At 70.0% G+C, this 12,036-nt stretch carries 10 protein-coding genes; 4 read left to right on the top strand and 6 right to left on the bottom strand.

What is annotated here, in order from left to right:
• Positions 1-84: 84 nt before the first annotated feature.
• The 4 genes from BLS50_RS30225 to BLS50_RS30210 form a co-directional block, all read right to left on the bottom strand.
• Positions 85-510: a DoxX family protein gene (locus BLS50_RS30225; RefSeq protein WP_027807789.1), complete on the bottom strand. Its 426-nt coding sequence runs from the start codon at positions 508-510 to the stop codon at positions 85-87.
• 229 nt (positions 511-739) lie between these two features.
• Positions 740-2,545, bottom strand: a complete 1,806-nt coding sequence (locus BLS50_RS30220) for a winged helix-turn-helix domain-containing protein (protein ID WP_074806995.1) — start codon at positions 2,543-2,545, stop codon at positions 740-742.
• A gap of 442 nt (positions 2,546-2,987) precedes the next feature.
• Complete coding sequence (locus tag BLS50_RS30215; protein WP_027811899.1) at positions 2,988-3,809, bottom strand: alpha/beta fold hydrolase; 822 nt, start codon at positions 3,807-3,809, stop codon at positions 2,988-2,990.
• Positions 3,810-3,873: 64 nt separating this feature from the next.
• On the bottom strand, positions 3,874-4,305 hold the full coding sequence (locus BLS50_RS30210) for a DUF3331 domain-containing protein (RefSeq protein ID WP_074806992.1): 432 nt from the start codon (positions 4,303-4,305) through the stop codon (positions 3,874-3,876).
• Positions 4,306-4,671: 366 nt separating this feature from the next.
• Between BLS50_RS30210 and BLS50_RS30205 the strand changes: the two genes are divergently transcribed.
• On the top strand, positions 4,672-5,652 hold the full coding sequence (locus BLS50_RS30205; RefSeq protein ID WP_074806989.1) for an alpha/beta fold hydrolase: 981 nt from the start codon (positions 4,672-4,674) through the stop codon (positions 5,650-5,652).
• A gap of 100 nt (positions 5,653-5,752) precedes the next feature.
• Here BLS50_RS30205 and BLS50_RS30200 read toward each other — a convergent pair whose 3' ends face one another.
• Positions 5,753-7,333, bottom strand: coding sequence for an MFS transporter (locus BLS50_RS30200; protein WP_074806987.1), 1,581 nt, complete (start codon positions 7,331-7,333; stop codon positions 5,753-5,755).
• An 83-nt stretch (positions 7,334-7,416) separates the two neighbouring features.
• Here BLS50_RS30200 and BLS50_RS30195 point away from each other — a divergent pair, with 83 nt between their 5' ends.
• Entirely contained in the window at positions 7,417-8,445 is a 1,029-nt protein-coding gene (locus BLS50_RS30195) for an HlyD family secretion protein (protein WP_074806984.1), read from the top strand.
• Entirely contained in the window at positions 8,442-9,878 is a 1,437-nt protein-coding gene (locus tag BLS50_RS30190; RefSeq protein ID WP_074806981.1) for an efflux transporter outer membrane subunit, read from the top strand. Before BLS50_RS30195 ends, BLS50_RS30190 begins: the two co-directional genes overlap by 4 nt.
• A gap of 25 nt (positions 9,879-9,903) precedes the next feature.
• Here BLS50_RS30190 and BLS50_RS30185 read toward each other — a convergent pair whose 3' ends face one another.
• Positions 9,904-11,175 carry an NAD(P)/FAD-dependent oxidoreductase gene (locus BLS50_RS30185; RefSeq protein WP_074806979.1) on the bottom strand — a complete coding sequence of 424 codons (1,272 nt, stop codon included), beginning with the start codon at positions 11,173-11,175 and terminating at the stop codon, positions 9,904-9,906.
• A gap of 229 nt (positions 11,176-11,404) precedes the next feature.
• Here BLS50_RS30185 and BLS50_RS30180 point away from each other — a divergent pair, with 229 nt between their 5' ends.
• The gene (locus BLS50_RS30180; protein ID WP_041489316.1) at positions 11,405-11,677 is read left to right on the top strand and encodes a UBP-type zinc finger domain-containing protein; all 273 of its coding nucleotides are present in this window, start codon (positions 11,405-11,407) and stop codon (positions 11,675-11,677) included.
• The last annotated feature ends 359 nt before the right edge of the window (positions 11,678-12,036 follow it).

Genomic DNA, 12,036 nt, shown 5'->3' with positions numbered 1-12,036 from the left:
GGATGGACGCGGCGGCACGTACGTCGCCGCGCGGACGGAATCGTCGGGCACATGGCGTGCGGGCCGCCGACGCGCTGGCCGCGGCTAGGCGCGCCGGCGCATGACGCCCGGCAGCGGCAGCGGCAACACGTAGCGGCCGGCGCCCGCGATCGCGATCGTGCCGAACAGGATCAGCAGCATCCACGCGAACTGCGCATCGCGCAGCGGCCAGTCGGGGTGGACGAACACCAGCGCGACGAGCGTGACGATCATCACCGGCAGCGCCGCCAGCCTCGGGTACAGACCGACGATCATGAAGACCGGGCACACGACCTCCGCGAAGATCGCGAACAGGATCGACAGCGTGCGGCCGAGATGGAACGGATCTTCGATGGCCGCGGCTTCGGCCGTGTAATGCACGATCTTCGGCAAGCCGTGCACGACGAGCAACAGCACGCTGGCGGCGACGCGCAGGAACAGCAGGCCGAGATCGGTCGCGTGCCGGGAAAGGTCGGGTTGGTCAGGTTTCATGCGCGGTTCGTCGGTTGAGCGGGATGCGCGGCGACGCGTGCGCCGGGCGTTTCGCCGCGCCGGCGTTCAGCGGGATCGCGCGACGTCGGCGAGCGCACGCGGTCGATGCGCACGCGTGCCGACGGGGTGTCGGCACGCGCCGTTCAGGCAATCTACGCGCGCCGCCCGCCGCCGTCCTGTATCAGGGCTGAATCGTTCTGAAACACAGGAGACGCGCACGAAGCCGGCATCACGACTCGCGCGACGGCAGTTCGGCCTCGGCCGCATCGAATCCGAGCGCGTGCACTTCCGACCACGCATCGTGCACGACCTGCGTCGACCCTGCGGTATGCGCGAGCGCCGCCGCATACGCGGCCAGCAGCCGCACGCGCGCATCGTCGGACACCCCGGTTGCATCCGCGTCGCGCATCGCATCGAGCGCGACGCGCGCGCGCTCACGACATTCGTCGACGAGCGACAGATCGAACAGGCACGGCACCGCGACGGCCGTAAGCGCGATGCCGAGCGCCGCGTCGCCCTGCGCCGAAAATGCCCAGTCGAGCGCGGCACGCAGATTACCGAGCTCGCGCCGGACCGCATCGAGCCGGGTCGCGCCATCCGGCCCACTGCCCGGCGCGTCGCCATCGTGGGCCGCGCGCCGGAACAACGCGAGGAAGTAGGTCGCGTGCGCGCGCGCCGCGGCCGCGACCTCGCCGTGACTGTCGAGTTGCTGTTGCGCGTAGGCCCGCGTGGTCGTCAGCAGCCGGTAGCGCGGCACGCCGTGCGCGGTCTCGAGGATCACCAGCGATTTCGACACGAGGCCGGCGATCGTATCGAGCAGATCGGCGCCGGCCAGCCCGTTGGCGCCGACGACCTCGCGCACGGCCTCGATCGAGAAGCCGTCGCGAAACACGCCGAGCCATCGCAGCAGCAGGCGCTCGGCGTCCCCGAGCAACCGGTAGCTCCAGTCGTACATCGCCTGCAGCGTCTGATGGCGCGGCAACGCAGTGCGAAAACCGCCAGTCAGCAGCCGAAAGTGATCGTCGAGATGGGCGGCCAGCACGTCGATGCCCAGCACGGCGGCGCGGGCCGCCGCAAGCTCGATCGCGAGCGGCAGGCCGTCGAGGCGACGGCAGACCGACGCCATCAACGCCAGGCTGCGCGCGTCGAGCGGAAAACGCGGATCGGCCGCGCGTGCCCGCGCCGCGAACAACTGCACCGCGCTGGCGTTCATCGCCTCGCGATCGCCGGCGCCTTCGTCGGGGACGTCGAGCGGCGGCACCGGGCACACGCGCTCGCCGTGGATGCGCAGCGATTCGCGGCTCGTCGCGAGCACGCACAGCCCGTCGTCCGCATCGGTGAGCGCGCTCGCGATTTGCGCGGCGGCGTCGAGCAGGTGCTCGCAATTGTCGAGCACGAGCAGCATCCGGCGACGCGCGACGCTGGCGAGCACCGCGTCGAGGGTCAGCGACCCGGTCGGCTGCGTGATGCCGAACGCGCCGGCCAGCGCGTCCGGCACGAAGCGCGGACACGCGACGGTCGCGAGCGAAACGAATACGGTGCCCTCCGGAAAGCGTGCGTCGGCGCGCGCCGCCGCTTCGATCGCGACGCGCGTCTTGCCGATGCCGCCCGCGCCGACCAGCGTCACGACGCGCGCGCCCTGCAGGGCGGCCAGCACGTCGGCGACCGTCTGTTCGCGGCCGAACAGCGTGCTCGGCGCCGCGGACGGCCGCCACGTCGCGGGGCGCACGGGCGCGTCGCCGTCGTCCTGCCCGGCGACCAGCCGATAGCCGCGGCCCGGCACCGTCACGATCAGGTTGCGATCGCCGGCCAGCGCCTTGCGCAGCGACGCGATGTGCACCTGCAGGTTGTTTTCCTCCACCACGGTGTGCGGCCATACCCGCTGCATGATGTCGTCTTTCGATACCAGCGCACCGTTCGCCCGAATCAACAGCTCGAGAATTTCGAATGCGCGGCTGCCGATGCGCAGCAGCTTGCCGTTCGAACGAATTTCACGTCTGTCGAGAAAAACGTGAAGTGTTCCAATCCGGATCATGAGAATTTCTTGAGGGTGACATTTAACGGCGCCCCACTGAAATCGGGTGCCGGTTCCGCATCAATGCTACGGTATTTGCATGGTCGAATGATTCAAATTATCAGAATGAACGGCTCGAATTTTTTGAAATGACGAAAAATACCGCCGCACGGCGCTGTTTGCGCCCGAGCACCGCCCAGGCACCGAAATACGGCGAGACCACGCACGTTTCATGTGCAAATCGTGCATGCGTCCATGAATTCGATTTCGATATATCAGACGAAATATTTTTCGCGCGGAGAAATGCGGCGCATTTTCTTTTCGATTCGCACGGCCGGTTTATTTTCGGGCGCCTCTATCGTGCCGGCCGAATATCCGTCGGCTCATTTGCGTGCGCGGCCGGCGCGATGCGCCGCGCGAAACGGGCGGCGCATCGCGCCGCCGCCGGTCGGCGTCGCGGAGCTCAGCCCTGCGCGAACGCCAGCAATTCGTCGTTCAGCCGGGCCGCATGCGTCAGGTACAGCGCATGCGGGCCGCCTTCATAGACGCTCAGCGTCGCATTCGGCACGCGTTTCGCAGTCGCGGCGCCGGTCAGCGCGAGCGGCGCCGTCTGGTCGTCGTCGCCGTGAATCACGCGCGTCGGCACGTCAAACCGTTGCAGGTCGGCGCGGAAATCGGTTTCGGAAAACGCGCGAACGCACTCGAGCGTGCCCTTCAGCCCGCCCTGCAGCGCCATCACCGAGGTCCAGCCGAGCGCCGCGCGCGACACCGTCGAGCCGCCGCGGTTCGAACCGGTAAAGAGCGGCCAGAAGCCGTCGAAGAACGCCGCGCGATCGGCCACGATGCCGGCGCGAATGCCGTCGAATACCGCGACGTCCACGCCTTCCGGATGATCGTCGCGGCGCGCGACGAGCGGCGTCACGGAGCCGATCAGCACCGCCTTCGCGATGCGGCGCGTGCCGTGCCGGCCGATGTAGCGCGCCACCTCGCCGCCGCCCATCGAAAAGCCGACGAGCGTCACGTCATGCAGGTCGAGCGTCTCGAGCAGCGTCGCGAGATCGTCGGCCAGTGTGTCGTAGTCGTAGCCGCTCCACGGTTGGCCGGACCGCCCGAAGCCGCGCCGGTCGTACGCGATGCCGCGCAGGCCGTGCGACGCCACGTGATGCATCTGCACGTCCCACATGTCGGCATTCAGCGGCCAGCCGTGAATGAACACGACCGGGCGGCCGCTGCCCCAGTCCTTGTAGTGAATCGACACGCCGTCGCGGGTGGTGAACGTGCTCATGAAGGTTCCTTTCGAGTAGGGAAGCCGCGCCCACGGACGCGGCCGAAGCGTGCGGCGCGGCGCGTCATGCCCGGGACTGCTGGGCGACGAACTGCTCGAGCGCCGTCGCGAGCACCATCTCGCGGCAGTTCGCGGGGCGTTTCTCGCCGCGCCACTGGGGTTTGTAGATCGCGTCGCCGACCCGGATCGGTTGCCCGGTGAGCGCGCAGCGCGCCAGCCGGCGCGCCTTCGCGCTGATCCAGCGTTGTTCGTCGTAGCGGCAGCGCGTCGGATCGCTCCACGACACCAGCATCGACGAATCGGTCTGCCGCTCGACGGCGACGATCGCGCTGCGGCGGCGCACGTCGCCGCTCGACGGCACCGGCGCATCGTCCCGATGCGGGCGACGCGAGCCGTCCGCCTCTCGCGTGCGCGGCAGCGGCGGCATCCGGACGCCCGTGGCGGGTAGCGGTCCGAGCGACGTGATCATGTGCTCCCAGCGATTGAAGGCGTCCATGGCGGCTTATCCAGGCAGGTGACGGGCGGCGCGGGCCGGTCGGCCCCGTTCGCGTGGCGCGCGACGTGTGCCGATGACCCGATGCTGACGATAGCCGCCGTTCGCTGAAGAGTCCCGGTCGCGGCCTTAATTTTTCTGCAGTGCGGCAAATCCGTTGGGGCGCCGCGGCGTTCAAGAGAATTCAGCCGGATTTCAGTACGGCGCGCACCGCGCCGGATTACGCTCCCGACGGCATTCGTTCGTCCGCGCGCCACCATCGACGCGCGACGGCGCACGCCGGCCGGCTGCCGGGCGGGATGGCCGCGACCAGCCGCCACCGATCCACCATCCCGTGCGGCCTCGCCGCCGCATACCTCAGGAGTCCAGATGCATCCCGAACAGACCGACGCCGTTTCGTCGGCCCGCCGCCGCGACATGTTGCTCGCCGGCGCGACGGCCGTTGCCGCAGCCGCGCTGCCCGCCATGGCGGCCGCGGCCGGCACGCCGTCCCACAGCCCCTCTTCGGCCCACTCAGGAGCGCACACGATGAACACGATCACCACCAAGGACGGCACGCAGATCTACTTCAAGGATTGGGGCAGCGGCCGCCCGGTCGTGTTCTCGCACGGCTGGCCGCTGTGCGCGGACGCGTGGGACGCGCAGATGCTGTTCCTCGTGCAGCACGGCTATCGCGTGATCGCGCACGACCGCCGCGGCCACGGCCGTTCGGGCCAGCCGTCGCGCGGCAACGACATGAACACGTACGCGGACGATCTCGCCGCGCTGCTCGACGCGCTCGACGTGCGCGAAGCCGCGCTCGTCGGCCACTCCACCGGCGGCGGCGAAGTCGCGCGCTACATCGGCCGCCATGGCACGAAGCGCGTGGCGAAGGCGGTGCTGATCGGCGCGGTGCCGCCGCAGATGGTGAAGTCGCCGACCAATCCCGGCGGCTTGCCGATGGAAGTATTCGACGGCATCCGCAAGAACGTCGCGGAGAACCGCTCGCAGTTCTACAAGGATCTCGCCGTGCCGTTCTTTGGCTTCAACCGGCCGAACGCGAAGGTGTCGCAGGGCACGATCGACGCATTCTGGTCGCAGGGCATGATGGGCGGCATCCACGGCCAGTACCTGTGCGTGAAGGAGTTCTCGGAAGTCGACTACACCGACGACCTGAAGAAGATCGACGTGCCGACGCTCGTGCTGCACGGCGACGACGACCAGATCGTGCCGATCGACGATTCGGCCCGGCTGTCGTCGAAGATCGTCAAGCACGCGGTGCTGAAGGTGATCGAAGGCGGCTCGCACGGCATGTGCGTCGTGAACGCCGATCGCATCAACGCCGAGCTGCTTGCGTTCCTGCAGGCGTAAGCACGCGGTCCGTCGCGGCGGCGCGCATGCTGCCGCGACGGACGCGACGGACGCGCCGTTCAGGACTTTTCAGGAAATTTCAGACCACCCGGTGCCACACTTACGGCGCCCGCACCGGGCGCAACAGGATGCCGAGCAGCGCGCCGGCGAGCGCGAACGCCATCGCCACCCGGAAGTTGTCGGCCAGCGCGAGCGTCGTGGCCTGCACGCGCACCGCGCGATCGACGAGCGCATAGGCCGCCTGGTTGCCGGTCGCGAACGTGGCGCCATGCGCGACCAGCGACGCCGCGCCGGCCCGCAGCCGTTCGAGCGTTTCGGGATCCGACAGCGACACATGCAGACCGACGAGATTCGAATGGGTAGCCTCCCTGATCCGCTGAATCACCGCGATCGACGTCGTGCCGAGCTGCCCGCTCAGCAGGCGCGTCGCCTGCACGACCGCGCCGAACGTCAACGCATGCTCGGCCGTCACGTGCTTGCCGAAGAAGAAGATGACCGACGTGAGCGCCATCGTCTGACCGAGCGCCTGCAGCAACTGCGACGGAATGAAGTCGGGCTCGGCCCACACCGGCGTGAGCCGCGAGCCCAGCGCGAACGCGATCGCCACCATCGCGAAGCCGGCGACGATCAGCCGGCGCGGATCGACCCGCTGCAGCAGCAGCGCGACGCACGGCGCGAACAGCAGTTGCGGGATCGCGATCCAGCGCAGCGTATCGCCGATCTGCAGCGGGCGCAGCCCGTACGTACTCGCGAGGAACAGCGACGGGATGAAGCTCGTGTTGAGCACGGTGAAACGCACGAGGCCGACGAGCACGATCAGCAGCGCGATATTGGGCCGCGCGAGGTAGCCGAGATCGAGCCCGGCGCGCGGCGACGCGAGTTCGTGGATCAGGAACGCGGCGATCATCAGGATGCCGGCCACCAGCAGCGCGACGATCAGCGGCGACTGCAGCCAGAACAGCCGCTCGCCCTGATCGAGCGCGACGCACAGGCACGCGAACCCGCCCGCGCCGAGCAGCATCCCGCGCGCATCGATGCCCGACGCGAAGCGCTTGATCGGCTCGTCGGCGAGCGACAGCATCAGGCACGCGATGAACGGCACGGTCAGCGCCGCGTTCTGCCAGAACAGCCAGCGCCAGCTCAAATGTTCGCTGTACCAGCCTTCGAGCGTGGCCGACAGGTTCAGCGACATCTCGAGATTCATCGCATACGCGGCGATGCCGAACGGAATCAGCCGCGGCGGCAGCGTGCGCACGACGAAGCCGACCGTCAGCGGCACGAACACGCCGGACGCGAGCCCCGCGATCGCCTGGCACACGATGAACACGCCGAATTGCGTGCACAGCGGCAGCACGGTTTCCGCGCCGAGAAACACCACGGCGCCCGCGACCAGCACGCGGCGCGTGCCGAACATGAAGGCCGCCGCGATCGCGAGCGGCCCGACGAACATCTGCGACGCGGTGAACGCGGTGTTGATCCACGCGCCTTCGTCGAAGCCGATCCCGAGCGCGCCGCGCACGTCGGCCAGCCCGAGCGACGTGATGCGCGACGTCAGCGTCGCGATGATCGCGCCGAGCAGCACGGCCGCGATCGCGGCGATCGACCGAAACGTCGGAATGTCGGAGGCCGGGCCTGCGGCCGGCGCCGGCACGGCACTGCCGGTGGCGAACGTCGTGTTCATCGTCGAGCGGCTCCCGCCTGTCAAGCTGGCGCAAGCATAACGCGGTGCGTCGAATCCTGCCCGTACGATGGAGTTCGTCGATCATGACCCCACCCTCTCCCGCACCGTCGCCCGCCGTGCCCGCGCGTTCCCGGCGGCCGGCCATCGTCGCGATCGCCGTGATCGCGCTGCTGCTCGTCGCCTTGCTCGTGTACGAGTTCGACGCACGCGATCGCGGCACCGACGACGCGTACGTGACCGGCCACCTGCACGTGATCTCGCCGCGCGTCGCCGGCACGGTCGAGCGTGTGCTCGTCGACGACAACCAGTTCGTGCACGCGGGCGACGCGCTCGTGCAGATCGACCGGCGCGACTTCGACGTGCGCGTCGCGGCGCAGCGCGCCCGCGTCGCCCAGGCGCATGCCGATGCGAGCCGCGCACGCGCGCTGATCGAGCAGGCGGACGCGGCACTCGTGTCGGCGCACGCCGATGCCGAAAAGGCCGAACTCGATTACGCCCGTGCCCGCGAACTGACTCGCGAGACGCCGCGCGGCTTGTCGAAGCAGGAATTCGATGCGGCCGATGCCGCCCGCAAGTCGGCCCGCGCGCGCGTCGCGACGGCCGATGCGCAACGGCGCAGCGCGCTCGCCGCCGCTCAGGCCGCCGAGGCCGCGTCGAGCCAGAACGACGCCGAGTTGCACGACGCGCTGCTGCAACTCGGCTACACGGCGGTCGTCGCACCGTCGGACGGCTACGTCGGCAAGAAGACCGTCGAGACCGGCGAGCATGTCGCGCCCGGCCAGGCGCTGCTCACGCTGGTCGAGCCGCATCCGTGGATCGTCGCCAATTTCCGCGAGACGCAGCTACGGCACGTGCGCGCCGGCGACGCCGTGCAACTGCGCTTCGATGCGCTGCCGCAGCGCGCGTTCACCGGCCGCATCGACAGCCTGTCGCCCGCGACCGGCGCGCAGTTCGCGCTGCTGCCGCCCGACAACGCGACCGGCAATTTCACGAAGGTCACGCAGCGCGTCCCCGTGAAGATCCTGCTCGACGGCCCGGCCGCGACGGAGCCGCGCATCCGGCCCGGGCTGTCGGTCGTCGTCACGCTGCAGCCCGGCCGCGAATCGCGATGACGCGCGTCTTCGCCCTACTCGCCGCGAGCGTGCTGGCCGCGTGCTCGATCGCGCCGCAGCCGCTCGCGCCCGTCCCGATCGAAACCGACCGGTTCCGCCATGCCGATCCGGCGACCGATGCGCGCGCGCCGTCGCTCGCCGCGTGGCCCGCGTGGTTCGGTGACCCGCAACTCGGCCGCCTCGTCGACACCGCACTCGCGCACAACCTCGACATCCGCGCGGCGGCCGCGCGCGTCGACCAGGCGCAGGCGCTGCTCGGCGTGCGCGAAGCCGCGCTGGCGCCGACCGTGCGCGTCGACCCGTCGTTCAGCCGCACGCGGGTGTCCGGCACGGTCGACAACGCGCTGCCGAAGCGCACGATGCACAACTGGTCGGTGCCCGTCGCCGCGAGCTACGAAGTCGATCTATGGGGCCGCTTGCGCGGCGATGCCGACGTCGGCGAACAGAACCTGCTGCAGGCGGCGGCCGATCGCGATGCGGTGCGTCTGCGGGTGGCGACCGAAGTGGCCGTCGACTACCTGACGCTGCGCTACGTCGACGACGATCTCGTGACGCTCACGCGCGCGATCGGGCTGCGGCGCACCGCGCTCGACGTGATCGCCGCCCGCGTGCGGGCCGGCGCGGCGAGCGATCTCGACGGGCTGCGCGCGTCGGCCGATCTCGATACCGCGCATGCCGATCTCGCGGAGAGCCGCCGGCTGCGCGAGAACCTCGTCGACGCCCTCGCGGTGCTGACCGGCGTGTCGCCGACCGCGTTCGACGTCGGCACGGGCGCCGTGCCCGTGCAGGTGCCGGAGGTGCCGGCCGGGCTGCCGTCCGCGCTGCTCGCCCAACGCCCGGACGTATTCGCGGCGGCACGGCGCGCCGATGCGGCGTCGCTCGAACTGGGCATCGCGCGCACCGCGTGGCTGCCGACGCTGACGCTGACCGCCGACGGCGGTTTCGCCACCCGCGACCTGCGCTCGTTTCTCGACCGCAACAGCTCGCTGTGGAGTCTCGGCGCGAACGTCGCGCTGACGCTGTTCGACGGCGGCAAGCGCGATGCCGCGGTGGCCGCCGCGCGAGCCGGCACGAACGTCGCCGACGCCAACTACCGCGCGACCGCGATCGGTGCGTTGCGCGACGTGCAGGATGCGCTCAACGACATCGCCGCGCAAAAGGAGCGGATCGTGCGCTACGACAGCGCGGCGCGCGCGACGGACGCGGCGGCGCGGCTGTCGCTGAGCCGCTACGCGCACGGTTACGTCAGCTACCTGGAAGTGATCGACGCCGATCGCGACGCACTGAATGCGCGGCGCCAGCTGATTCACAGCCGGCAGGCGCTGGCCGTCGCGACGGTGAGCCTCGTGCGTGCGTTGGGCGGCGGGTGGACGCCGCCGGCGCGCGCCGGCCGGGGCGGGTTGCGCGACGCAACGCAAGCCGACGCGCGATGAACGCATCGAACGGCCCGCGAGCGCGTCACGCGCGCGCGAGCCGATGCGCATCCTCGCTGAGAAACCGGTGCACGAAGGTCACGGCCATCGCGCCTTCGCCGACCGCCGACGCGACGCGCTTGACCGATCCCGATCGCACGTCGCCCGCCGCGAACGATCCCGGCACGCTGGTTTCCAGGTGGTACGGCCGGCGCTCGAGCGGCCACACGCGCTCGAACGCCGGACAGTCGTACAAGTCGCCGCCGGTGACGAGATAACCGTCCGGATTGCGAATGATGTCGGTGTCCTTCGCCCAGTCGGTATTCGGCGCGCCGCCGATGCACACGAACAGGCGCGTGGCCGGCAGCCGTTCGCGCGTGCCGTCCGCCGAGCGAAGCTCGATCGCGTCGAGCCAGCCGTCGCCGTGCAGCGCGGCGACGCTCGACCCGTAGCGGACCTCGATGTTCGGCGTGCGCTCGATCCGGTCGATCAGGTAGCGCGACAGCGTGTCGGCGAGCGACGCGCCGCGCACGAGCATCGTCACCTGACGCGCATGCCGCGAGAAATTCATTGCGGCCTGGCCGGCCGAATTGCCGCCGCCGACGATGAACACCTGCTCGCCCGCGCACATCGGCGCTTCGCTCGACCCGGCGCCGTAGAACAGCCCCGCGTTGAGAAACGCCGGTTCTTCCGGCAGCCCGAGGCTGCGATATTCGATGCCGGTCGCGCAGATGTTCGCGCGGGCGATCAGGATCGACCCGTCGGCGAGCTCGACACGAATCTTGCCGTCGACGAACGTCGCATGCACGCCCTCGCGCATCGTCAGCAGCTCGACGCCGAACTTCACCGCCTGCTCGCGCGCGCGTTCGGCAAGCTCCGCGCCCGGAATGCCGTCGGGAAACCCCATGTAGTTCTCGATCAGCGAACTCGTGCCGGCCTGCCCGCCGATCGCACCGCGCTCGATCACGACCGCACGCAGCCCTTCGGACGCCGCGTAGACCGACGCCGACAGCCCGGCCGGCCCCGCGCCGTAGATCGACACGTCGTATTCGACGAAGCGCGGCCGCGCGACCCAGCCGAGCCGCGCGGCGATCTCGGCCAGCGTCGGCTGGTACAGGCGCGAGCCGTCCGGAAAGATCACGACCGGCAGCCGGATGTCGCGCAGCGGCGCGATGCCGAGCACCTGCGCGCAGTCGGCGTCGGACGCCAGCTCGCACCAGTCGTACGCGATCATGCGCCGCTGCAGGAAATCGCGGATCGCATACGCGTCCCTGCTGCGCGGCAGGCCGACGATCCGCACGTGTTGCGGTTGCTCCATGAGCACCTCCCGATGATGTCGATGTCGAATGCGGTTCGGCCGGTGCGGCGGTGCCGCGGCCGGACGCATCCGCGACTGTACGCCGCCGGCACGCGCCGCGCGGGCCGCTTCATGACAATTAAGGTCCGGCCGCGCCGCGACGCCGCACAATGTCGCGTATCCGTCCCGCTTGCGGCCTCGTGCCGGCCGCGCCGCAAGCGTCGCCCCCGCGCCGGCATCGGAGCGCAAGATGGCCAACGCCTGTACGCATCTCGACGAAGCACGCGTGTTCGACACTGACAAGGACTACTGCGAGGAATGCATCAGATCGGGCAGCCGCTGGGTGCATTTGCGGATGTGCCTGATCTGCGGGCACGTCGGCTGCTGCGACTCGTCGCCGAATCGCCACGCGAGCCGGCATTTCCACGACACCGGCCACCGGCTCGTCCGCTCGATCGAGCCCGGCGAGCGCTGGATCTGGTGCTACGCGGACGAAGTCGTCGCGGGCGAGATTCCGTCGTAACGCGACGTGCGGGGTGGTCGTGACGTAACGCGCACGTCGTCCGCCCCGGCGCCGAGCCCCCGGCTGATCCGGGGCCGGACACCGTTCAGAACGTTTCAGCGCCGCTTCAGGCAATGGAAGCGGCCTCTGCGTAGACTGCCTTCATGAGCTGCTTTCATGCGCCGCCTTGATGCGCTGCCGCGCAGAACGGCGCGTGCGCCCGTTATCGACTGCTGGAGTGACAACTTGATCCCCACCGCCAATCACCGCCGCTCGGCAACACGCGCGCGGCCGCATCGGACGACCCCGCACGGCCGACCCGCATCGTCCGGTGTCGCCGCGCCTCGCATCACTTGCGGCGCACCGCGTCGCCCGGAGCG

This window comes from Burkholderia orbicola, from assembly GCF_900100915.1.
GTDB classification, from domain to species: domain Bacteria; phylum Pseudomonadota; class Gammaproteobacteria; order Burkholderiales; family Burkholderiaceae; genus Burkholderia; species Burkholderia orbicola.
This window is presented reverse-complemented; position numbering and strand designations above follow the sequence as displayed.

Excerpts from the sequence above, each read along its gene's own strand:
- BLS50_RS30225 (WP_027807789.1), bottom strand. The coding sequence starts at position 510 with ATGAAACCTGACCAACCCGACCTTTCCCGGCACGCGACCGATCTCGGC.
- BLS50_RS30220 (WP_074806995.1), bottom strand. The coding sequence starts at position 2,545 with ATGATCCGGATTGGAACACTTCACGTTTTTCTCGACAGACGTGAAATT.
- BLS50_RS30215 (WP_027811899.1), bottom strand. The coding sequence starts at position 3,809 with ATGAGCACGTTCACCACCCGCGACGGCGTGTCGATTCACTACAAGGAC.
- BLS50_RS30210 (WP_074806992.1), bottom strand. The coding sequence starts at position 4,305 with ATGGACGCCTTCAATCGCTGGGAGCACATGATCACGTCGCTCGGACCG.
- BLS50_RS30205 (WP_074806989.1), top strand. The coding sequence starts at position 4,672 with ATGCATCCCGAACAGACCGACGCCGTTTCGTCGGCCCGCCGCCGCGAC.
- BLS50_RS30200 (WP_074806987.1), bottom strand. The coding sequence starts at position 7,333 with ATGAACACGACGTTCGCCACCGGCAGTGCCGTGCCGGCGCCGGCCGCA.
- BLS50_RS30195 (WP_074806984.1), top strand. The coding sequence starts at position 7,417 with ATGACCCCACCCTCTCCCGCACCGTCGCCCGCCGTGCCCGCGCGTTCC.
- BLS50_RS30190 (WP_074806981.1), top strand. The coding sequence starts at position 8,442 with ATGACGCGCGTCTTCGCCCTACTCGCCGCGAGCGTGCTGGCCGCGTGC.
- BLS50_RS30185 (WP_074806979.1), bottom strand. The coding sequence starts at position 11,175 with ATGGAGCAACCGCAACACGTGCGGATCGTCGGCCTGCCGCGCAGCAGG.
- BLS50_RS30180 (WP_041489316.1), top strand. The coding sequence starts at position 11,405 with ATGGCCAACGCCTGTACGCATCTCGACGAAGCACGCGTGTTCGACACT.